Consider the following 23,638-nt stretch of genomic DNA (forward strand, 5'->3'; position numbering starts at 1 on the left):
GGAAAACAGCGCCGCATACGAACATCGCAGAATCGTGTATCCGCGGCGGCGTTCACACAGCGGACGCCCGGCACCCGGCGCGAACCGCGCGCACGCGGGGGAGAACGGGAAAATCGTATGCCTTCCGCGCAGCCGCCGGTACAGCGGAAAGCCTTGCGAACAGGCGCCTTCCGGGGGTCCTTCGAAGCCGCCGCCGCGCGCACGCCTCCGCGCCGTTACGACACAAATGTTTCGGGTAATTCACGCCTGTTTCGGCAAGGAAACGACACCGTTTCGGGGAGGCGCAGGGAGGGCAATGCGCGGGTGGTAACAATGTGCTTGTCAGAAAAACGGCGACGAAATCCGAAGGATCGCGCCACCGTGGTTGCGAAATCACAAATCAAGGAGATACAGCGATGACATTGGCTGAAGAGATGCCTCAGATTATCACTGAAAGCGTTCCGGGACCCAAGACCCAGGAGTTCCTGAAGAAGCGCAACGAGAATGTGCCCGCCGGCCTGTGCTCTTCGACGTATCCGATCTGCATCAAGCGTGGCGAGGGCGCCATGTTCGAGGACATCGACGGCAACAAGTTCCTTGATTGGGTCGGCGGCGTCGGCGTGCTCAACATCGGCTACTCCCGCCCGGAGCTCGTCAAGGCCGTGCAGGACCAGGCGACCAAGTACTTCCACACCATCTTCAACGTAATCGGCCATGAGGGTTACGTGGAGCTGGCCGAGGGTCTGAACGAGACGATTCCGTGTCGCGGCGAGCACAAGAAGACCTACTTCGCCAACTCCGGCGCCGAGTGCGATGAGAACGCCATCAAGATCGCCAAGGCCTACACCGGTCGCCAGGGTGTCATCTGCTTCTCCGGTGCATTCCACGGCCGCACCAACCTCACCATGGCCCTCACCGCAAAGAAGGCCTACTCCCGCGGCATGGGCCCGTTCCCGGCCGACATCGCCCGCGCGCCGTATCCGTATCTGTACCGCGCTCCGAAGGGTTACTCCGAGGAGGAGGCCATCCAGTACTTCGTCGACGGCCTGAACAAGGTGTTCGACCAGGGCATCCCGGCGAAGGAAGTCGCCTGCCTGCTCGTCGAGCCGCTGCAGGGCGAGGGCGGCTTCATCCCCGCGCCGATCGAATGGGTCAAGGCCGTGCGCAAGATCTGCGACGAGAACGGCATCCTGCTCATCGCAGATGAGGTTCAGTGCGGCAACTGCCGCACCGGCAAGTACTTCGCATCCGAGTACTGGGCCGAGGCGGGCGCCGCTCCGGATATCGTGACCACCGCGAAGTCGCTGGCCGGCGGCATGCCGATCTCCGCCATCACGGGTCGCGACGAGGTCATGGACGCCGCGCCGGCCGGCACGATCGGCGGCACCTTCTGCGGCAACCCGCTGTCCTGCGCATCCGGCATCGCCGCGATGAAGATCTACAAGGAAGAGGACTTCCCGGCCAAGGCCCGCCACATCGGCGAGATGGTGACCGAGGGCTTCCAGACCATGGCGAAGAAGTACTCCGTCATCGGCGATATTCGTGGCCTCGGCGCCATGATCGGCGTGGAGTTCGTCAAGGACCGCGAGACCAAGGAGCCGGCGACCGAGCTCGTCGCGCGCCTCATCCAGGAGGCGCTGCAGCGCGGCCTGCTCATGGAGTCCGCGGGCACCGCAAGCAACGTCGTGCGCTTCCTCGCGCCGCTCGTCATGACCGACGAGCAGACCAAGCGTGGCCTCGAGATCTTCGAGGAGTCGCTCAAGGCGGCGCTCGCCGAGTAAGGCGCGGGTGCTGGGGCGGCGGCTGACATTACGATTTTCCCGCCGCACACGGCATCGCTGACCTGAACCGGCGTCGGCGGTCCATCACGATGATGGGCCCCGGCGCCGGTTTCCGCGTTTGGGGGAGGCGATCGATTCTCCGGTGCGCCTGGCGGGTCGGGGCGAACGGTCGAGGGTGCACGGGACTGCACCTTCGGTGGCGGTTAGGGCTATGGGGGGCGCCTGGCGGTGGGGTAATTGGGGTTGAGGGTGCGCGGGACTGCACCTTCGGTGGCGGTTAAGGCTCCGGGTGGCGCCTGGCGGTTATGTCACCGGGTGGGAGTGCGGCGGCCGGCGGGGCGGGATGACAGCGGGAGAATCGTGGAAAAGAAAAACGGTGCGTGCGGTATTCACTCAGGTACCGCACGCACCGTCAGTGCCGCGACCGCTGTCTGAACGGCAGCCCCAGCCCAAACCCAGGCCCAGACTCCAGCTCAAACCCGGCCCGAGCCTCGCAGCCTAGTTCTTATGCAGGTTCTCGTTCAGCTCGATGCCGGTCTTGCGATAGCGCGCCTCGATGCGGCCAGACACGGAGTTGCGGATGAAGAGGATGTTGTCCTTGCCGCTCAGATCCGCGCCCTTGACCACCTCGAGCGGCTCGCCGGCCGCGGCCTTCGCCTTGTCCCAGATCGTCACCTTCGTGCCGGCGGTCACGTACAGGCCGGCCTCGACCACGCAGTTGTTGCCCAGCGAGATGCCGATGCCCGCGTTCGCGCCGAGCAGCGAATGCTCGCCGATCGAGTTGCGCAGCTTGCCGCCGCCCGACAGCGTGCCCATGATCGACGCGCCGCCGCCGATGTCGGAGCCGTTGCCGACCACGACGCCCTGCGAGATGCGGCCCTCGACCATCGACACGCCGAGCGTGCCGGCGTTGAAGTTGACGAAGCCCTCGTGCATGACGGTCGTGCCCTCCGACAGATACGCGCCGAGACGCACGCGGTCGGCGTTGCCGATGCGCACGCCGGTGGGGACCACGTAGTCGACCATGCGCGGCATTTTGTCGACGAGCATGACCTCCACGTTCGGCGCCGGCGCGCCCGCGAAGGCCTTGCCCGCGGCGGCCTGCACGTCGATCTTGCGCAGTGCGAAGTCCTCGATGGCGAACGGGCCGTAGTCGGTCCACACCACGTTGGTGAGCACGCCGAAGATGCCCTCGAGGTTCAGCGTGTTCGGCTTGGCCATGCGCATGCTCAGCAGGTGCAGGCGCAGGTAGGCGTCGGCGGCGTCGGCCGGGGCGGCGTCGAGGTCGCTCACCGTGAACACCGGCACGCGACGCACCCCGCGCGCGTCGGCCTCTTCATGCACCAGCGCGCCGAAGTTGTGGTTCGGGCGGTCGGCTTCGGACGGCGCCGCGCCCAGGGTGAGCTCTGGGTACCACACGTCGAGCGTCTTGCCCGCCGCGTCGATGCTGGCGAGGCCCCATCCCCATGCGATGCGTTCATCTGCCATAATGTCTCCTTTTCTGTGCCGTTTTTCTGTGCCGTTGGTATTAGTTCTGCGCCGTTGGTGGCGTAGGCGTCGGCGGCTCTGCGCCGTCGGCGTTAGTTCTGCGCCGTCGGCGTCGGTTCTGCCGGCGTCGCACCGCGGCTTGTTCGCTTAATCGTGAGTATATTACGGGCGTTGTTTCGCGGCCGCGACCGTCCGCGCGCGGATGATGGCGTTTCTGTTTGTCGGCTTTCTGTACTTGTGCTGAGTTTCCCGTCCTTCGACGGTCGAGGGTGCACGATTGTGCTCCCTCGGTGCAGGTTACCCTTCTTGAACCCGGTCTTGCCCCGCCTAACTCTGGTCGAGGGTGCACGGTTGTGCACCCTCGGTGGGAGTTAGGGCGATGGAAGGCGCTGGTGGGGAGGTTAATCGGGGTTGAGGGTGCACGATGGTGCGCCTTCGGTGGCGGATAGGTGGGTGGAAGAGACTCTGGGATGGGGTGATTGGTGTTGAGGGTGCACGATGGTGCGCCTTCGGTGGCGGTTAGTGTGCCGGGAGGCGCCGATGGTGGGGGTAATCGGGGTTGAGGGTGCGCGATGGTGCGCCTTCGGTGGGGGGTTGGGGTGCCGATTGGGGTTTGGCGGTGGGGTAATCGGGGTCGAGGGTGCAGTGTTGTGCGCCTTCGGTGGCGGTTAGGTCGATGGGAGGCGCCGACGAGACCGGCCGACGGCGGGCGAGGTGGGGAAATCGTGATGGAACCCCGCTCCGCGTGCATGGTAGGCGGTTCCCTGTATGGTATAGAGACGTGGCAGACTATGACTTTACTCAGGATTTGAACGAGACCAAGGCGAAATTCGACATGATCGCCAAGGCCGTCGACATGGACGCACTGGCCAAGTCCGTCAAGGCCCTCGCGGCGGAGGCGAGCGCGCCGGGGCTGTGGGATGACCAGGAGAACGCCCAGCGCGTGACGAGCCGGTTCTCCGCGGCGGAATCCCAGCTCAAGCGCCTCACCAACGCGCAGCGCAGGATCGAGGACGTCGAGACGCTGTACGAGCTCGGCTCCGAGGAAGACGACAAGGACACCTGCAACGAGGCCATCGAATCGCTCAAGCAGCTCAACAAGGACCTCGCCGACATGGAGATCCAGACGCTGATGGACGGCGAATACGATGAACGCGCCGCCGTCGTCACGATCCGCTCCGGCGCCGGCGGCGTCGACGCGGCCGACTGGGCGCAGATGCTCCTGCGCATGTACCTGCGCTGGGCCGAGCGCCACGGCTACAAGACCAAGATCCTCGACACCTCCTACGCCGAGGAGGCGGGCATCAAGTCCGCCACGTTCCAGGTCGACGAGCCGTACGCCTACGGCCGCCTGTCGGTCGAGGGCGGCACCCACCGCCTCGTGCGCATCTCGCCGTTCGACAACCAGGGCCGCCGCCAGACGAGCTTCGCCGCCGTCGAGGTGCTCCCGCTCGTCGCCGCGACCGACCACATCGACATCCCCGACTCCGACATCCGCGTCGACACCTTCCAGGCGCACGGCCCCGGCGGCCAGGGCGTGAACACCACGTATTCCGCGGTGCGCATCACCCACCTTCCCACTGGCCTCGTCGTGTCGATGCAGGACGAACGCAGCCAGATCCAGAACCGCGCCGCCGCCATGGCCGTCCTCCAGTCGCGCCTTCTCGTCCTCAAGCATGAGGAGGAGGCCAAGCGCAAGAAGGAGCTCGCCGGCGACATCAAGGCCAGCTGGGGCGACCAGATGCGCTCCTACGTGCTGCACCCCTACCAGATGGTCAAGGACCTGCGCACGGGCTACGAGACGTCCGACACCCAGGGCGTTTTCGACGGCGACATCGACGCGTTCATCGACGCCGGCATCCGCTGGCGCCACCAGGAACGCCGCAAGGCGAAGGAGGAGGCCGCGCAGGCCGAGTAGGCCGCGTGGCGTGAAGGCGGGCGGGGCGCCGGGAAGGCATACGATGGCCCCGTCGGTTTTCGACGATTTCCCGTTCGACGATTTCCGATAATTCATCCCCGGTTCGCCGGGACCGATAACCGGCCCGGCGACACCTCCGGCCCATCCGGCACACCCCGGCCCCTCCGGCACAGGCATCCACGCCAGGAATCAGAAAGAGCGTAACCATGGCATTGATCAGCCTCGAGCATGTGACGAAAAGATACAAGGGCTCGCCCCGCCCGGCCCTTGACGACGTGACGGTCTCCATCGACCGCGGCGACTTCGTGTTCCTCGTGGGCGCGTCCGGCGCGGGCAAGTCCACGTTCCTCAGCCTGCTCCTGCGCGAGGAGTCGGCCACGTCCGGCGAGATTCGCGTGGCGGGCCACGACCTGCGCCGCCTCCCGAACCGCAGGGTGCCGGAGTACCGCCGCGAGATCGGCTTCGTGTTCCAGGACTACAAGCTGCTCATGAACAAGACGGTGCGCGAGAACGTGGCCTTCGCCCTCGAGGTCATCGGCATGCGGCGCTCGCAGATCGGCCCGCGCGTGGACCGCGCGCTGAAGGACGTGGGCCTCGAGTCGAAGGCCGACAAACGCCCGAACGAGCTGTCCGGCGGCGAGATGCAGCGCGTCTCCATCGCCCGCGCCTACGTGAACCAGCCGAAGATCATCCTCGCCGACGAGCCCACCGGCAACCTCGACCCGACCACGTCGGTTGGCATCATGCGCGTGTTCAACGCCATCAACCTGACGGGCACCACGGTGGTCATGGCCACGCATAACGAGGAAATCGTGAACTCGATGGGCCGCCGCGTGCTCGAGCTCAACGAAGGCCGCCTCGTGCGCGACGAGCTCAACGGCAAATACGATTCCGCCCGCTACTTCCCGGATGCGCAGGCCGAGCGCGACGCCGCCCTCGACGATGGCGCCGGCACGCCCGCATCCGAGGACTCCAAGGCCTCGAGGCGCGCCGAGCGCGAGACCGTTCGCCTGACGGATCCGAAATCCGCCGCCGACCGCGACATCGAGACGCTCGAGCAGACCATCCATTCGGGCAGCACCGGCGTGTACGGCAAGGCCTTCGAGAACATCGAAGACACACTGACATGGGGCAAGGGCCTGCCGCTCGAAGAGCTGCGCAAGCACGAGCTTGTCGATGATTTCGACGCGCCGCAGGGCGCGGATAAGGGCGCCCAGAGCCCGGCCGCCGCGAAGGCAGCCGACGGTGACGCCGCGGATGCGAAGTTCCGTCCGAGCTCCGCCGATACGCGCTCCGCCGATACGATGGCCATCGCGCGGGATGAGCAGGCGGCCGGAACGCAGACGGAGGAATTGTCTGCCGCTGCCGCACAAACCGCCGCCGCAACCGCTGCAACCGCATCCGCCGTCGCGCCGCCCGCGCCGTCGGAGCCGACCGACGCCTCGCATGTCGACTCGCTGGCCGAGCTCGTGCGCGGCACCGCCAAGGAAACCGCCCGCACCGCCGGGCTCCCCGTCCCGCCGCCGCCCGCGCCGCCGGCTCCGCCGGCCGCCCGTACCGCCGACCCGCGCGCCACCGATCCTCGTACCACCGACCCCCGCTCCGAAGAAGGGACGAACTGACATGCATTTCCGTTTCGTGATGTCCGAGACCTGGGCAGGTCTCAAGCGCAACGGCACGATGATCGTCTCCGTGCTGCTTGTGACCTTCATCTCCTTCCTTTTCATCGGCGCATCCTCGCTGCTCCAGCAGCAGGTGTCGAAGGCGAAGGGCGATTGGTATGACAAGGTCGAGGTGGTCGTGTGGCTGTGCCCTGACGGCACGAGCCAGTCGGCGAACTGCTCCGCCGGAACCGCTGCCACCACCCAGCAGATCAACGACCTGCAGCAGGTGATTCAGAACGAGCTGGCGGACCAGGTCTCGCAGGTCACGTTCATGAGCAAGGAGCAGTTCTACCAGGACCAGTTCCTCAAGCAGTACCCCAACGGCGTGTACCAGGGCCGCACGCTGACCGCCGACGACATGCAGGACTCCCTGTGGCTCAAGCTCTCCGACCCGTCGAAGTACGAGGTCGTCTCCGAAGTGCTCTCGGGCCGCGAAGGCGTGGAGGAGGTGGTCGACGAGCGGCAGATCTTCGAGCCCGTGTTCTCGGTGCTCAACCGTCTGACCGCCGTGTCTCTGGCGCTGGCCGTGGTCATGGTGGTGGTCGCCGTCATGCTGACGGCTATGACGATTCGCATGTCCGCGGAGTCGCGCAAGGAGGAGGTCGAGATCATGCGCCTGGTGGGCGCGTCGAACTGGACCATACGATTGCCGTTCGTGCTCGAGGGAGTGTTCGCCTCGCTGCTGGGATCGGTGCTGTCGTGCGTGGCGCTCGGCGCCATCGTGCATACCTTCGTGACGAACTGGCTCGCGAACTCGATCACGTGGATGCCGTTCATCACGGTGCGCGACGTGCTGGTGCTCTCGCCGTTCCTCATCATCGGCTCGGTGGTGCTGTCGGCGCTGTCGTCGTCGATTTCGCTGCGCCGCTACCTGAAGGTGTGATGCCCGGCGAGCCCCGCTCCCAGAGACATCTGCTATGGTGTGATGTACCAAACGAGCCGTCGGCGCAGACGTGTGCCGACGGGACAGGAAGGACAATACATGAGGAAAGCACGACACCTGCGTATCGTGACGTCCATGGCTGTTGCCGCGGCGCTGTGCGTTCCGATGGGCATGATGATGCCCGCGCCGGCCGCCCAGGCGGTCGACAAAAGCCAGATCGCCCAGGCCCAGGCCGACGCTACGTCGAGCCAGCAGCGCGAAGCCGAGCTGAGGGCTCAGCTGGCCGGCGTCCAGCAGGATCTCGCCGACAAAATCGTGGCGCTGGACAGCCTGACGAACGATCAGATCCCCGCCGCGCAAGCCAAGGTGACGCAGGCCAACACCGACGCCGCCACCGCGCAGCAGGAGGCCGACAGCGCGCAGAGCCGCCTCGAAGCCGCCCAGAAGGACGCAGCCGACCTGCAGCAGCAGATCGAACAGACCGGCGCCGATTATGACGACGCCCGCGCCGCCGTGGCGCAGACCGCCCGCGAATCCATGCACGGATCATCGAGTTCCGCCATCATGGGCGTGGTGACGAACTCCACATCCACCTCCGACTTCATCAGCTCCATGCAGTCTCAGGATGCGCTGAGCCGTACCGAGGCCAACGCCGCGTCCGACGCCGCCAACAGCCTGAGCACGTCGCAGAACCGCTCCGAGCGTCTCGCCGCCATCGAGCAGGAGGTCGAGCAGCTCAAGGTGGAGGCCGACCAGAAGGCACAGGCCGCGCAGCAGGCCGCCACCGAGGCCCAGGCCGAGCGTGATGCGCTTGACGCGCTGCGCCAGCAGGGCGAGGAAGAGCGCGCGTCGCTCGAGTCGCAGGTCTCCTCGCTGCAGACCCAGGCCGCGCAGCAGGCCGCCCAGACCGTGCTGCTCGAGTCCCAGATCGATTCGTTCAACCGTCAGTACGCCGCGCAGCAGGCCGCCGCCGCCTCGCAGGTATCGGGCGGCCCGCAGGGCTCCACGACGCCGTCCGGCAGCAATGCGTCGTCGAACTCCGGTGCCTCGAATTCCAACCCCGGCCGCAACACGAACTCCGGGTCGTCGAACCCCGCCCCGTCGAACCCTGCCCCGTCGAACCCCGGCCCTTCCAATTCGGGCAGCTCCAACTCCGGCGGTTCCAGCGGCGGCCAGGGCACGAGCAACGGCGACGTGGGCAACCGCTACGCCGCGGGCCAGTGCACGTGGTATGCCTACGAGCGCCGCAGGCAGATGGGCATCGGCACGCCGAGCTTCCTCGGCAACGGCGGCCAATGGTGGCAGACCGCGCCGCGTTACGGTCTACGCGTCGACCACACGCCGCAGGTGGGCGCCGCCATCTCGTTCCTGCCCGGACAGGCCGGTGCCGACGGCACCTATGGCCATGTAGGTGTGGTCGAGGCCGTGTACTCCGGCTCCATCCTCATTTCGGAAAGCAACTGGCTTGGCGTTCTCTATGCCGCGCATTACCGCACGCTGAGCAACCCGGGACAGTACTGGTACGTGCATTGATCCCGGTCACCGGACCGATTATCCGGTGCAGGACCTGCAGATTCGGCCTTCCGCGTCCGCGGTCCATGAACGCCGCCCCCGTCCGGGGCGGCGTTTTGCTATTGTGGCAAGGTGCTGCGCCGGGATCCGCCCGGCGTATCGTATGGTTCCGCGTCGCGTGGCGTTGCCCGCGCTTCGGAATCGTATGAAACCCAACCACCGAGGAGGTGAACGCAATGGCATCACAGAAGAAAAACGAGGCGAATATCGTCACCAACCGTCGCGCGCGCCACGATTACGAGATCGAGGACACCTACGAGGCGGGCCTGGCGCTGACCGGAACCGAGGTCAAGAGCCTGAGGGAAGGCCGCGCATCGCTCGCGGAGGCGTTCGTCTCCATTGATCGCCGCGGCGAGGTGTGGCTCGAGAACGCCAACATCCCCGAATACCTCAACGGCACGTGGACGAACCACGCGCCCAAGCGCAAGCGCAAGCTCCTGCTGCACGCGCAGCAGATAGCCAAGCTTTCGCGCCAGATCGAAGCCAAGGGCTACACCATCGTTCCGCTCGACCTGCATTTCAACGAGGACGGCCGCGTCAAGGCCACGATCGCCCTCGCCCGCGGCAAGAAGGAATACGACAAGCGCCAGAGTCTGCGCGAGGCGCAGGACAAGCGCGACGCCCTGCGCGCCATGCGCGCCCGTAACCTGAGGGGCATACGCTGAGGCGGTCGGCCTCGCATAGAAGAAGCCGCGCGGCGACGCATGGCGCATTCAGCGCCGTGCCGCACCACGCGGCATGAGAAGGAGTGACATGCGCGCAAAACCTGCCAAGCGCGTCGCCGCGGCCGTTCTTGCCGCGGCACTGGCCCTGTTCGGCTGCGCCGCGTGCGGAACGTCGGACGGTCTGGACGACCAGGCGAAATCGATCGACCTGTCGAATGTGACGAAGAACGATGAGATCGCCGCTTTGCTTCCCGAATCCGTCGCTGGCGACGGGGTGCTGACGATCGGAAGCGAGACGACGTTCCCGCCCGCCGAGTTCCTCACCGAAGACAACAAGACGGCCATCGGGTACGAGATGGACCTCGCGAAGGCCCTGGGCGCCGTGCTTGGGCTCGAGGTGGAGGTGCAGTCGTCGTCGTTCGATTCGATCATCCCCGCCGTGGGAAGCAAATACGACATCGGCATGTCGGGATTCACCATCACCGCCGAACGTGAGAAAAGCGTCAACTTCGTGAGCATCTACACGGCCGGCATGGTCTACGTGGTGCAGAAGGGCAACCCCACGGGCATCGATCCCACGGCGCAGTACGGCCTGTGCGGACGCAAGGTGGCCGTGCAGACGGCCACGGCCGAGGAGGACGAGGTCACCGAGATCAACGAGGAATGCGTGGCGGCGGGCCAGCCGTCCATCGACATCCAGCCGTACGCGGGGCAGACCTCCGTGGCAACGGCCGTGGTCTCCGGCAAAGCCGACGTGATGGACGTGGATTCTACGGTCGGCGACTACGCGGTGCGTCAGACGGGCGACAAGCTCGAGACGATCGGCGGTATGCACGGTGTGGCGCCGCAGGGCATCGTGGTGGCGAAGGATGACACGGCCACGGCCGAGGCTCTCCGCCAGGCCATGCAGCAGCTTATAGACGACGGCACGTATATGAGGATCCTCGAGGCATGGGGCGTGGAGTCCGGCGCCATCGAGACATCCGAGATCAACCCCGAGGTGGAATAGAATGAAGAAGAGCAAGCAACAGGAACCCGATATCCCCAACAAGATCGACGCCTTGCCACAGCGCCGCCCGGGGCCCATCGTGGCGGCCGTCATCGTCGCGATCCTCGCGGCGCAGTTCATCCACATGCTCGTCACGAACGAGAACTTCGAGTGGAACGTCGTGTGGACGTATCTGTTCAACGAGCATGTGCTCAGCGGCGTGGGCTGGACGCTGATCCTCACGGTGGCGTCGATGGTCATCGCCATCGTGCTCGCCGTGGCGCTCGCCATCATGCGCAAATCGTCGAACCCCGTGCTGCGCGGCGTCAGCTGGTTCTACATCTGGTTCTTCCGCGGAACCCCTGTGTACACGCAGCTCGTGTTCTGGGGCCTGATCTCCGTGCTCATGCCGAAGCTGAGCCTCGGCATCCCGTTCGGCCCCGAGTTCTGGAGCTGGAACACGGCCGACGTGTTCACGGCCAGCCGCGCGGCCATCATCGGCCTGGCGCTTAACGAGGCCGCGTATCTGGCGGAAATCGTGCGCGCGGGCCTCGAGGCCGTCGACCCCGGCCAGCGCGAGGCGGCAGAGGCCCTCGGCATGAAGCCGAGCCTCATCATGCGCCGCATCATCCTGCCGCAGGCCATGCGCATCATCATCCCGCCCACCGGCAACGAGGTCATCGGCATGCTCAAGACCACCTCGCTTGTGCTGGCCGTGCCGTTCACGCTGGAGCTGCAGTACGTCACGACCACGCTCGCGAACCGCGTGTACAAGCCGATCCCGCTGCTGCTTGTGGCGGCCATCTGGTACCTCGTCATCACGTCCATCCTCATGGTGGTGCAGTCCAAGCTCGAGAAGCATTTCGGCAAGGGCTTTGACATCCGCGGCGGCGTGGAGCAGTTCGACCCGGCCGACGCCACCGAGACGAAGCGCACCAAGGCCAGTGCCGAGGACCGCCAGGACGTGCAGATGATCGGCCTCAACGCGTAGGGGGAGGACAGACGAATGACTGAGAAGACTGAGACAATCGCGAAGAACGCTAAGACCAACGATGCCGCCCGTCCGGCCATCGACATCCGCGAGGTGCACAAGGCCTTCGGCTCGCTGCATGTGCTCAAGGGCGTGAGCCTGACCGTGATGCCCGGCACCGTCACCGTGATCCTCGGGCCCTCCGGCTCGGGCAAGTCCACGCTGCTGCGCATGATCAACCAGCTCGAGACCGTCTCCGGCGGCGAGATCTACGTGGACGGCCAGCTCCAGGGCTACAAGCACGAGATGCACCGCGGGCAGGACCGCCTGCGCCGCATGAGCGACCACGAGATCGCCGAGCAGCGCTCCCGCATCGGCATGGTGTTCCAGCGCTTCAACCTGTTCCCGCACAAAACCGTGCTCGAGAACGTCATGGAGGCGCCCGTGCACGTCAAGGGCATGTCTAAGGCCGACGCCAAGGCCGAGGCGGTCAAGGACCTCACGCGCGTGGGCATGCAGAACCGCCTGGGGCATTACCCGTCGGAGCTCTCCGGCGGCCAGCAACAGCGCGTGGCCATCGCCCGCGCCATCGCCATGCACCCCGACATCATGCTGTTCGACGAGCCGACCTCGGCCCTCGACCCCGAGCTCGTGGGCGAGGTGCTCAATGTCATCCGCGGCCTGGCGGACGATGGCATGACGATGGTCGTGGTGACCCATGAGATCGCCTTCGCGCGCGAGGTAGCCGACCAGGTGGTGTTTATGGACGGCGGCGTGGTGGTCGAGAAGGGCGGCCCGGAGATCATCGACAATCCGGAAAGCCCGCGCTTCCGGTCCTTCCTCGCGTCCGTGCTTTAAGAGAGGGCGCGTTCTGGCCGGGCGCGACGCCTTTGCGAATGCCGTCGGTTCCGTTGTGGAACCGGCGGCATCGTGTTTTCCGGCGGGGAAATCGTGTTTCTGGGCGGGCGTTCCTGTGCAGGCAGGGAAAATCGTGTTTCCCCAAGCCCCGGACCCGCTGCCGACACGCGCGGGGCGTGGAGGTTCGGCGCGTTCACGGCACCGATCGCGCCGTGTCGCCACGGATGTCCTATACAATCGCAAGCATGTGCGGAATCGTAGGATACGCGGGACCCGCTCCCGCCAATGCAAAGCCTTTGGAAGTGTGCCTGCAGGGCCTCAAGCGTCTGGAATACCGCGGATACGATTCCGCCGGCGTCGCGCTTGCCGCGCCCGGCATGGACACCGTGGTCTTCAGGAAGAAGGCGGGGCGCCTCGACAACCTCGTCAAGGAGACGCAGCGCAGCCCCATGCCCGACGCGACCGTCGGCATCGGCCACACGCGCTGGGCCACGAACGGCGCGCCGAGCGACGTCAACGCACACCCGCATATCTCGCAGGACGGCAAGATCGCGCTGATCCACAACGGCATCATCGAGAACGCCGCGCAGCTCAAGTTCGAGCTGCAGGCCGAGGGCTACTCCTTCAGCTCCGGCACCGACACCGAGGTCGCCGCCAAGCTGCTCGGGAAAATCGCCAACCAGGTCATCGACGAAACCGGCACGCCCGACCTCTTCGAGGCGCTGCGCCGCGTCTCGCGCATGTTGTCCGGCGCCTTCACGCTGCTTGCGGTTGACGTGCGCCAGCCCGATATCGTGGTCGGTTCGCGCCACGATTCGCCGCTCGTCGTGGGCCTCGGCGACGGCGAGAACTTCCTGGGCTCCGACGTCGCCGCGTTCGTGGCCTACACCAAGAACGCGCTCGAGCTCGGCCAGGACGAGGCCGTGTGCATCAGCGCCGGCAGCGTGACCGTCACCGATTTCGACGGCAACCCCGTCGAGGCCAAGCCGTTCACCGTGGACTGGGACGCCTCCGCCTCCGAGAAGGGCGGCTGGGATTCGTTCATGGACAAGGAGATCCACGAGGACCCGGAGGCCGTGCGCAACACGCTGCTCGGGCGCGTGGACCTCGACGGGCGGCTCAACCTCGACGAGCTGCATATCGACGAGAACGCGTTCAAGTCCATCGACAAAATCATCGTGGTGGCCTGCGGAACCGCATCGTACGCGGGAATCGTGGCCAAATACGCGATCGAGCACTGGGTGCGCATCCCGGTCGAGGTGGAACTCGCCAGCGAATTCCGCTACCGCGACCCGATCCTCACGCCGCGCACGCTCGTCGTCGCCATCTCGCAGTCCGGCGAGACCATGGATACGCTGATGGCGCTGCGCCACGCGCGCGAGCAGGGCTCGAAGGTGCTCGCCATCTGCAACACGCAGGGCAGCTCCATCCCGCGCGAATCCGACGCCGTGCTGTACACGCACGCCGGCCCGGAGATCGCCGTCGCCTCTACGAAGGCCTTCCTTGCGCAGATCACCGCCGCCTACCTGCTCGGCCTGTACCTGGCGCAGACCAAAGGCACCATGTACCGCGACGAGATCGGCAACACGCTTGAGGCGCTGTCGCAGATGCCCGAGAAGATCCAGTGGGTGCTCGACACGCAGCCGCAGACGATCCACGACACCGCGCGGCGCATGGTCGACGCCCATTCCTTCCTCTTCCTGGGCCGGCACGTGGGGTACCCGATTGCGCTCGAGGGCGCGCTCAAGCTCAAGGAGATCGCGTACACCTTTACCGAGGGATTCGCCGCGGGCGAGCTCAAGCACGGGCCGATTGCGCTGGTGGACGAGGGCGAGCCGGTGGTGGTGATCGTGCCGCCGGCGCGCGGGCGCAACATTCTGCACGCAAAGGTGATGAGCGCCATCGAGGAGGTGCAGGCGCGCGGTGCCTTCACGATTGCCGTGGCCGAGGAGGGCGACGAGGACGTGGCGCAGAAGGCCGACGTGGTGTTCTGGCGTCCCGAGTGCCCGACGCTGATGAGCCCGCTCGTGGATGTGGTGCCGCTGCAGCTGTTCGCCATGGACATGGCGATGCTCAAGCATTACGACGTCGACAAGCCGCGCAATCTCGCCAAATCGGTGACCGTGGAGTAGTCGAGAGGGGCTGGGGCGCGCTGGCGCGACGGCGGGGCGGCGCGACGGCCTGGCCTAATCGGGGTCGAGGGTGCACGGAATTGCACCCTCGACCCCAATTACTCTGCACAATCCCGGCTTTTCCCTGCCTAATCGGGGTCGAAGGTGCACGATGTTGCGCCTTCGGTGCGGGTTAGCCCATCTTTCCTTGGTCGATTCCTCCCTATCCCCGGTCGAGGGTGCACGATTTTGCACCCTCGGCGTGGGTTGGGTGGGGAGAAGGGGTGGCGGGGAAGGGTTATTGCGGTCGAGGGTGCGGGAATTGCTCCTTCGGTGGCGGTTAGAGGAGGAAAAGGGCTGTCAAGGCGAGGTATTTGGGGTCGAGGGTGCACAATCTTGCACCCTCGGTGCTGATTGCCTCACATTTCCTCAGCTTTTTTGCGCTAACGGTGGTCGAGGGTGCACGGAATTGCACCCTGGGTGCCGGTTACCCCGCTTAATTCCGGCTTTCCCCACCTATTCCCGTTCGAGGGTGTACGATTTTGCACCTTCGACGCGGGTTATCCCGTCTTTCTCTGGCCGATACCGCCCTAATCGGGGTCGAGGGTGCATGATTGTGCTCCCTAGCGCGGGTTGAGTAGGGAAGAGGGCTGTTGGGGTGGGGTATCTGGGGTCGAGGGTGCAGGGAATTGCTCCTTCGGTGGCGGTTAGAGGAGGAAAAGGGCTGTCAAGGCGGGGTATTTGGGGTTGAGGGTGCACGATGTTGCACCTTGGGTGCCGGTTACCTTGCCCGATCCCGGCTTTTCCTGGCCTAATTGGGGTCGAGGGTGCACGGAATTGCACCCTCGGCGTGGGTTGGGTGGGGAGAAGGGGTGGTGGGGAAGGGTAATCGTGGTTGAGGGTGCACGATTGTGCTCCCTCGGCGTGGGTTGGGCGGGGAAAAAGGGTGGTGGGGAAGGGTTATTGCGGTCGAGGGTACATGATGTTGCACCTTGGGTGGCGGGTACCTTGCCCGATCCCGGCTTTTCCTGACCTAATCGGGGTCGAGGGTGCACGATGTTGCGCCTTCGGTGGCGGGTAGGAGAGGACAGGGGATTGGGAAGGGTCGCAGAATGGGAAACGGCCCACATAGTGAACTTGGCGCGTCGCCCCGGCGATCCCATACGATGAATAGCGCGCTTCGGGAGTACGGCGGGCGGACGGAAGGGTGGTGTCGCACACCACGGTGTGAATTTGAGATGAACGCGTCATCTTCTTGACGTGGAGAGGGGGTAGGGTAGGAAACAGATTCCTAAACTGTATGCATGTATGCGCATAAGCGCTGCACCAATGAATGGAGAGGGAGAGACAGTTTATGCAGTGGGATTTGCAATGTGCTGGAACAGTTCTCCACGTCCCGGGACTGAAGGATTCCAAGTACACGCGTGGCGTGGTTGCTTTCGTCACGGGATCGGAGCGATACCCGGGTGCCGCGCTGCTCGGCGTGTCGGCCGCCACTCAGACGGGCGCCGGCTACGTGCGCTACGTGGGTCCGCGCCGCTGCGAGGACGCGATCCTTGCCGCGCATCCCGAGGTCGTGTTCGGCGAGGGAACGGCGAACGCCTGGGTCGTGGGCTCGGGCATGGACAGCGCCATCGCCGAATCGGGCCGCCGCACGCTTATCCTGTCGCTGCTGCCCGGCTCCCTCGTCACCAAGGACCGCGGCCGTGACGGCGCCATGCCGTTCATCGTCATGGACGCCGGCGCCCTCGGTGCGTTCTACACCGCCGCGAAGTCCGCGCCGGATTCGCCGGTTATCGCGCGCACCGTCATCACGCCGCATTCCGGCGAGGCCGCCGCGCTCGCACGCGCACTGGGCTACGACGTGCACCACGGCGAGGTCGAATCGTCTCCCCGCATCTGGGCGCAGATCCTTGCCGACCGCCTCGGCTGCGTATGCGTGCTCAAGGGCTCCGACACCGTCATCGCCACCGCCAACCGCCCGGGCGACCTGCTCGAATACACGCAGGGCACGCATTGGCTCGCCACCGCCGGCACGGGCGACGTGCTCGCCGGCGTCATCGGCACCATCGTGGCGCAGAACGCCGCACGCATCGACGCGGGTGAGCTCACCCTCGCGCAGGCCGCGGCGACGGGCGTCGCGCTGCATGGCCTCGCGGGCGCGCTCGCGGCACACGATGCCATGGCCGTGTGCGCCATGGGACTCCTCCCGTTCATGGTCACCACCAACGGCGGTCCGATCAACGCCTCCGACGTCGTCTCCTGCCTGCCGCTTGCATACGAGACGATTGCCAACCCCAACGAGGGAACGTACGCGCGCATCCGCGCCATCATCGATCCGACCGGCGAGATCGAGCGCAAGTACCGCGCGCTGTTCGCGCCTGCGGAGCCCGAACCCGCCGCCGGCCAGTTCGGTAAGCCCGGCCAGGGCGGTGCGCCCGCCGGCTGGCCCGCCGCACCGCAGGACGGCGGCGCCGCAAACCCTCCGTCTGACGGTCGCGTGGTCCCGGACTTCGGTACGCCCGCCCGCCCGACCGTCGTCGCGTGGGCCGGATCCGGCCGCATCGTGATCCCCGGCTCGCAGGCGCGTCCTGCGTCCGCGCTCGAGGAAACCGCCGCTCCCTCCGCCTCCGCCGTGGCATCCGGCTCCGGCCGCATCGCGGTGCCCGGCTCGCAGGCCCCGAAGGCCGCGAAGGGCGGTTCCGGCCGCATTGCAGTTCCGGGTTCCCAGGCGCCGAAGGGTGGTTCTGGCCGCATTGCCGTTCCTGGCTCGCAGGCTCCCAAGGGTGGCTCGGGCCGCATTGCCGTTCCTGGCTCGCAGGCTCCCAAGGGCGGCTCCGGTCGCATCGCCGTTCCGGGCGCGCAGGCCGCGAAGGCGGCCAAGGGCGGTTCGGGCCGCATCGCGGTGCCCGGCGCCCAGGCCCCGAAGGCCGCGCCCGCTCCCGCCAAGCCGGCGGCGCCCGCCGTGCGCAAGGGTGGTTCGGGCCGCGTGTCCGTGCCCGGTTCGCAGGTGGTGGATGTGTTCTCGTCCACGATTCGCACGCTGCCCGGCAAGGGCGGCTCCGGCCGCGTGTCCATCCCCGGCTCCCAGATCCGCACGTTCACGCACGAGCGCTATGTGATCCCCGCCCCGGGTGCCGGCGCTCCGTATGCCGCCTCGCAGGACGGCGCCCCGTTCGGTGCGGCCGAGCGCTTCGTGCCCGGTTCCTTCGCCCCGGATGCCGCGCAGTTTGGCACGTCTGATGCCGCGGGCGCCGTCGCGCAGCCCCAGGCGCAGCAGCCTGCGCCCGAACCCGCTCCGGCCCCGGTTCCGCCCAAGCCGCTTCCAAACGTCGTGACGGAGGAACAGCAGGACGACGGCACCGTCGACATCGTGGTGCCCATCCGCTCCGCCGCCGATCCCGCCGCGGCCCCCGTCAGCGTCTCGCGTTCGCGCTCGCGCGTGTACGATCCGAACGGAGACGCGCTGCGCCCGCTCACCCCGCCGGCCATGAAGAAGCCCGGCGCCGATCCCAAGGCTGCCGACGCGGCCGCCGGCGAGGCCGAAGGCAAGTGACCTCCGGCCATCACCGCTGGGTGGTGAGCGAACCTGACGTTCCCGACGATATCGGCATTCTCTATGAGGATGCCGATATCGTCGTTCTGGACAAGCCTCACCTGCTGCCCACCATGCCGCGCGGCATGTGGTACCGCCACACCGCGCTGATGCGCCTGCGCGAGATGTACGGCGACGATGCCATCGTGCCCGCGCACCGCCTCGACCGCGCCACGGCGGGCGTTGTGGTTTTCGTGCGCACGCCTGCGCTGCGCGGCGCGTTCCAGACGCTGTTCCAGGAGCGCCGCGTGCGCAAGGTGTACGAGTGCATCGCGCCCTGCGCGCCCGTGCGCCTGCAGCGGCGCGGCGCGGTCGGCGGCGTGCGCGAGGCGGCGGAAAGCGAAGGGTCCACGATGGCGTCGCCGAGACGAGGAAGATCACCGCACGAGCCGGTTCTTCCGCCTGTGCGCGACATCGTGGCGCAGGCGCGGCGCGTGCCGTCGATCGCCGACATCCCCGGCGTGCGCCTCGGGCCTGTGGGAATCGTGACGCCGCTTGACCCGCCGCGCGCGTTCCCGTTGATGCGTCGCTCGCATATCACGAAGCTGCGCGGTGTGCTCCAGGCCTTCGAGGAGCCGGGCGAGACGAATGCGGTGAGCGTCATCGGTCTGTGCGACGACCAGACCGCCGTGCGTCGGCGTGACGAGACAGGGGAGCGGGTGGCGCTCGCGCCCCTGGGATTGCGGGCGTATCGCTTGGAGCCGCGGACCGGGAAAACGCACCAGTTGCGCGTGCACATGGCCGCGCTGGGGCTGCCGATTCTCGGCGACGATATGTATCCGCGCGTGCTGGATCCTGGTCGGGGAGACCTTGACGATTCCGCCGCGCCGCCCCTTCAGCTCGTTGCGCGCGAGCTGCGCTTCTCCGACCCGCGCGACGGAACGCCCCGGGTTTTCCGCAGCCGCATTCCCCTCGCGGTGTGAGGTGTTGCGATGCGGCGGGGCCGGCGTCGCGCCATCGTCGCTTTCCTTCGCTCGCCGCCGCAACATCGTCGCATTCGCCTACACTGAGCGTATGCCGACCGGGCAGCGTATGCGCGCTCGAGCCGGGCCCGCACCAGCCGCGTCGCACGGAGCGCGCCAGTCGCGCAGCCGCGCCGCCTCGCGCCGCAGTCGCAACCGCCGTAGTTGCAGCATCCGAAGCAGGGAGGACACATGATCGTCGCAGTGGACATCGGCAATACGAATATCGTCCTGGGATTCATCGAGGATGACGAAATCGTCGCCACCTACCGCATCTCCACCCAGTCCACGCACACGGCCGACGAATACGGCCTCATGCTTGTGCAGTTCCTCGCCATGAGTGGGTACAAGACCAAGGACGTCGACGGCGTCATCATCTGCTCCGTCGTGCCGCAGGTCATGCACTCGTTCCGCGCGAGCATCGTGAACTTCTTCGGCATCGACCCGATGATCGTAGGGCCGGGCGTCAAAACCGGCGTGAACCTGCGCATCGACGACCCCAAGACCATGGGGACCGACTGCATCGTCAACTGCGTGGCGTCGTATTACCTTTACGATGGCGCGAGCCTCGTCATCGATATGGGCACGGCGACCACCTTCAACTACATCGACGCCGACGCCAACATCCGCATGTGCGTCATCGCGCCGGGCATGCAGACCTCCGCGCATGCGCTTGCGGGCGACACGGCGCAGTTGCCGAACGTGGAGATTGCGCGCCCCGCGTGCGGCATCATGGCCACGAACACGGTGGCGTCGATCCAGTCGGGGCTGTATTACGCGGCGCTCGGCGGGCTGGAGAAAACCGTGGAGGTGTGCCACGAGCAGATCGGCGCGCCGTTCACCGTGGTGGCGACCGGCGGATTCTCCAACCTGTTCAAAGGGCAGACCGACGCGATTGACGTTTTCGACCCGGACCTCATCTTCCGTGGGATGAACCTCATCTACAAGCGCCAGAAGCAGCGTCCCCGCCGCCGCGAGTAGCGCGGTGTCGAGGGTGCGCTCCTTCGGTGGCGGTTGCTTCTGGGGCGGTTACCTGTCCGGTTTCCCTATTCTGATGCCCTATTCCCGGTCGAGGGTGCACGGTTGTGCGCCTTCGGTGGCGGTTACTTGTCCGATTCCCCCAATCCGCAGCCCTAATCCCGGTCGAGGGTGCACGGTTGTGCTTCTTTGATGGCGGTTAGGCGCGGTGTCGGCGGCTGTGTGGGTTGTAGTTGGGGTCGAGGGTGCACAAAAGTGCTCCCTCGGTGGCGGTTGCATGTCCGGTTTCCCCGATTTGGTGCCTTAACCCGGGTCGAGGGTGCATGATGGTGCTCCCTCGGTGGCGGTTATGGCGGTGTGGGGCTGTGTTGGTGGAGGTAATTGGGGTTGAGGGTGCAGGGTTGTGCTCCCTCGGTGGCGGTTGCCTGTCCGATTGGCTCTTTCCTAGGCCCTAACTCCGGTCGAGGGTGCACGGGAGTGCTCCTTCGGTGGCGGTTGCCTATCCGATTTCCTCTTTTCCGGGCTCTAATCCCGGTCGAGGGTGCACGGTTGTGCTCCTTCGGTGGCGGTTACCTGTCCGATTTCCCCAATCCGCAGCCCTAATCCCGGTCGAGGGTGCACGGTTGTGCTCCTTCGGTGGCAGTTAGGGTGGCGTGAGGCCGTGTTGGTTGGGGTAGTTGGGGTCGAGGGTGCAAGGTTGTGCGCCTTCGATGGCGGTTAGGGCAGCGGAGGGGCGTTTTCGTTGGGGTAATTGGGGTCGAGGGTGCACGGGAGTGCTCCTTCGGTGGCGGTTGCCTGTCCGATTTCCCCAATCCGCAGCCCTAATCCCGGTCGAGGGTGCACGGGAGTGCTCCTTCGGTGGCGGTTACCTATCCGATTTCCCCAATCCGCAGCCCTAATCCCGGTCGAGGGTGCACGGTTGTGCTCCCTCGGTGGCAGTTAGAGTGGTGGAGGGGTGTTTTGGCTGGGGTAATTGGGGTTGAGGGTGCACGATGGTGCGCCCTCGGTGGCGGTTACTTGTCCGGTTGGCTCTTTCCTGGGCCCTAACTCCGGTTGAGGGTGCAGGGTTGTGCTCCCTCGGTGGTGGTTAGGGCAGCGGAGGGGTGTGTTGGCTGAGGTAATCGTGGTCGAGGGTGCACGATGATGCGCTCTGGATGCGGAGTGGGCGTCGGGAGGCGTTCATCCGGTCGGAAGCGTATAGTGTGGCTCGTCCTGACTGACAGCGCGGCGACGCCTGTGAACAAGAACCGGACGAGACTGCATACAGCTTGTATCGGTGTTCACGCAGAAGGCGCGGCGACGCATAAGGATCGGCGCATGCGCCGGGAATAGAGAGAATATGAGCACAGACAACAAGTCGGAATCGTCGGCCACCCCATCGACCGCAGAATCATCGACCGCAGAATCATCAGACACCGCATCGTCGGCGACCGCGCAGAAGCAGGGCGGCACGCAGACACCCGCGGCATCGTCGAAACCCGCCACCGGCTCGCTCGACGCAAGCCTCAGCGCGAAGGCCAAGAAGACCAAGAAACCCGCCGGCGCCGGCACCGCCGGCGCATCCGCAACCTCCGCAACCACCACCGCCTCCGTCACCCGCCGCAACCGCATCATCGCCATCGTGGCGCTGGTGGTCGTCATCGCGGTCGTGGCGGTGTTCCTCATCGCGCGCCGAGGCACCAACGTCAACTCCGGCACCAACCCCAACGCCAACGCAGCCGCCACCGTCCCCGTCGACGACGCCGAGATCACCATCGGCATGGTCCTGTCGCCGACGAACCTCGACATCCGCACGCAGTCGGGCTCGTCGCTCGACCAGCTGCTCATCGGCAACGTGTACGAACCACTCGTCTCGCGCGACGAGAACAACGCGGTACAGCCCGGCCTCGCCTCGAGCTGGGACGTCTCCGACGACGGCACGGTCTACACCTTCCACCTCAACTCCGGCATCACCTTCTCGAACGGCGACGCCCTGGACGCCGATGACGTGGCATGGTCCATCAGCGAGCTCGAAAACAACCAGTACAAGGACTACGACGCCATCGCCAACTACGAGTCCGTCGAGGCCGTGGACTCCGACACCGTGCGCCTGACGCTGTCGGCCCCGTATTCGCAGCTGCTGTGGAACCTCACTGGCCGCGCCGGCCTCGTGTTCGACCAGGACGCCAGCTATGACGCCAAGACGCAGGCCATCGGCTCCGGCCCGTACCTGCTCGAGAAGTTCACCGCCAACGATTCCGCGCAGCTGACCGCCAACAAGGACTACTGGGGCGCGAACAAGGCGCAGATCGGCACAGTCACCATCAAGTACTACAGCGACGCGAACGCCGCCATCAACGCCATCCGCTCCGGCGACATCCAGACCCTCTCCGGCTTCGACTACACGCAGGTCTCCCCGCTCAAGGACGAGGGCTTCAACGTCGAGGCCGGCGACGACACCGACAAGATGGTGCTCGCCTTCAACAACGCGCGCTCGCCGCTTAACGACATCCGCGTGCGCCAGGCCATCCGCTACGCCATCGACGAGGACGACATCATCGCCGCGCGCGGTGGCGTGGACACGGCGCTCGGCGGCCCGATCCCGAGCCTCGACCCCGGCTACGAGGACCTCGCCGACCTGTACCCGCATGACGTCGACAAGGCCAAGGAGCTCCTGTCCGAAGCCGGCTACGGCGCCGACAACCCGCTCAAGATCACGCTGACCTACGCGAACATCTACTCCAGCGAGATCGGCGACGCGCTGACGAGCCAGCTCGCCGACGCGGGCATCGAGCTCACCGTCAACCAGGTGGAGTTCAGCACGTGGCTGTCGGACGTGTACACGAACCACGATTACGACCTGTCGCTCGTCGACCATAACGAAAGCCACGACTTCGGCCAGTGGGCGAATCCCGACTACTACTACGGCTACGACAACGCGCAGGTGCAGGAGGACTACACGAAGGCGCTCGCGTCCACCGACGAGAGCGAAACCGACAGCCTGCTCGCCCAAGCCGCGCGCCAGGTCTCCGAGGACGCCGCCGCCGACTGGCTGTTCAACTTCCGCGTGGTGAGCGTGTGGAGCGGCAAGGTGCAGGGCTTCCCGGTAAACATGAACCAGGCGTACCTGCCGCTGTGGCAGATCTCGCTGCTGCAGGGCTAAGGTCCGGCGCATAGGGCAGGGGCAGCCGCGTGAGGCTGTGCCGCGCGGGGTTGTGCAAACAGCGCCGCGCGGGGCAGGGTAGCC

At 66.3% G+C, this 23,638-nt stretch carries 15 protein-coding genes; 14 read left to right on the forward strand and 1 reads right to left on the reverse strand.

Annotated features, from left to right (window positions below; translation table 11 throughout):
- The first annotated feature begins 395 nt into the window (after positions 1–395).
- A complete protein-coding gene (locus PSRA_RS07835; protein WP_094661346.1) occupies positions 396–1,760 on the forward strand; it encodes an aspartate aminotransferase family protein in 1,365 nt (454 codons plus the stop codon).
- 498 nt (positions 1,761–2,258) lie between these two features.
- Here PSRA_RS07835 and dapD read toward each other — a convergent pair whose 3' ends face one another.
- Positions 2,259–3,248 (reverse strand): 2,3,4,5-tetrahydropyridine-2,6-dicarboxylate N-succinyltransferase, encoded by a 990-nt coding sequence (gene dapD / locus PSRA_RS07840; protein ID WP_094661347.1) that lies wholly within the window; start codon positions 3,246–3,248, stop codon positions 2,259–2,261.
- A gap of 781 nt (positions 3,249–4,029) precedes the next feature.
- Here dapD and prfB point away from each other — a divergent pair.
- The 13 genes from prfB (at position 4,030) to PSRA_RS07905 (ending at position 23,554) form a co-directional block, all read left to right on the forward strand.
- Positions 4,030–5,166 carry a peptide chain release factor 2 gene (gene prfB, locus PSRA_RS07845; protein WP_094661348.1) on the forward strand — a complete coding sequence of 379 codons (1,137 nt, stop codon included), beginning with the start codon at positions 4,030–4,032 and terminating at the stop codon, positions 5,164–5,166.
- 206 nt (positions 5,167–5,372) lie between these two features.
- Positions 5,373–6,788, forward strand: coding sequence for a cell division ATP-binding protein FtsE (gene ftsE, locus PSRA_RS07850; RefSeq protein WP_094661349.1), 1,416 nt, complete (start codon positions 5,373–5,375; stop codon positions 6,786–6,788).
- A 1-nt stretch (position 6,789) separates the two neighbouring features.
- Positions 6,790–7,713, forward strand: coding sequence for a permease-like cell division protein FtsX (ftsX, locus tag PSRA_RS07855; protein ID WP_094661350.1), 924 nt, complete (start codon positions 6,790–6,792; stop codon positions 7,711–7,713).
- Positions 7,714–7,812: 99 nt separating this feature from the next.
- Positions 7,813–9,246, forward strand: coding sequence for a CHAP domain-containing protein (locus PSRA_RS07860; RefSeq protein WP_094661351.1), 1,434 nt, complete (start codon positions 7,813–7,815; stop codon positions 9,244–9,246).
- Between the two features lie 215 nt (positions 9,247–9,461).
- Complete coding sequence (gene smpB, locus PSRA_RS07865) at positions 9,462–9,950, forward strand: SsrA-binding protein SmpB (protein ID WP_094661352.1); 489 nt, start codon at positions 9,462–9,464, stop codon at positions 9,948–9,950.
- 88 nt (positions 9,951–10,038) lie between these two features.
- Positions 10,039–10,959, forward strand: a complete 921-nt coding sequence (locus PSRA_RS07870; RefSeq protein WP_169712492.1) for an ABC transporter substrate-binding protein — start codon at positions 10,039–10,041, stop codon at positions 10,957–10,959.
- 1 nt (position 10,960) lies between these two features.
- Positions 10,961–11,929 carry an amino acid ABC transporter permease gene (locus PSRA_RS07875; RefSeq protein ID WP_094661354.1) on the forward strand — a complete coding sequence of 323 codons (969 nt, stop codon included), beginning with the start codon at positions 10,961–10,963 and terminating at the stop codon, positions 11,927–11,929.
- A gap of 15 nt (positions 11,930–11,944) precedes the next feature.
- Positions 11,945–12,766 (forward strand): amino acid ABC transporter ATP-binding protein, encoded by an 822-nt coding sequence (locus tag PSRA_RS07880; protein ID WP_094661355.1) that lies wholly within the window; start codon positions 11,945–11,947, stop codon positions 12,764–12,766.
- Between the two features lie 245 nt (positions 12,767–13,011).
- The gene (gene glmS, locus PSRA_RS07885) at positions 13,012–14,898 is read left to right on the forward strand and encodes a glutamine--fructose-6-phosphate transaminase (isomerizing) (RefSeq protein ID WP_094661399.1); all 1,887 of its coding nucleotides are present in this window, start codon (positions 13,012–13,014) and stop codon (positions 14,896–14,898) included.
- A 1,408-nt stretch (positions 14,899–16,306) separates the two neighbouring features.
- Positions 16,307–18,433 carry an ADP-dependent NAD(P)H-hydrate dehydratase gene (locus PSRA_RS07890; protein WP_158216371.1) on the forward strand — a complete coding sequence of 709 codons (2,127 nt, stop codon included), beginning with the start codon at positions 16,307–16,309 and terminating at the stop codon, positions 18,431–18,433.
- Between the two features lie 20 nt (positions 18,434–18,453).
- The gene (locus PSRA_RS09820; RefSeq protein ID WP_420820566.1) at positions 18,454–19,395 is read left to right on the forward strand and encodes a pseudouridine synthase; all 942 of its coding nucleotides are present in this window, start codon (positions 18,454–18,456) and stop codon (positions 19,393–19,395) included.
- 231 nt (positions 19,396–19,626) lie between these two features.
- Positions 19,627–20,415, forward strand: coding sequence for a type III pantothenate kinase (locus tag PSRA_RS07900; RefSeq protein ID WP_094661358.1), 789 nt, complete (start codon positions 19,627–19,629; stop codon positions 20,413–20,415).
- Between the two features lie 1,336 nt (positions 20,416–21,751).
- The gene (locus PSRA_RS07905; RefSeq protein ID WP_094661359.1) at positions 21,752–23,554 is read left to right on the forward strand and encodes an ABC transporter substrate-binding protein; all 1,803 of its coding nucleotides are present in this window, start codon (positions 21,752–21,754) and stop codon (positions 23,552–23,554) included.
- The last annotated feature ends 84 nt before the right edge of the window (positions 23,555–23,638 follow it).

This window comes from Pseudoscardovia radai (assembly GCF_002259605.1).
Classification (GTDB): Bacteria; Actinomycetota; Actinomycetes; order Actinomycetales; family Bifidobacteriaceae; genus Pseudoscardovia; species Pseudoscardovia radai.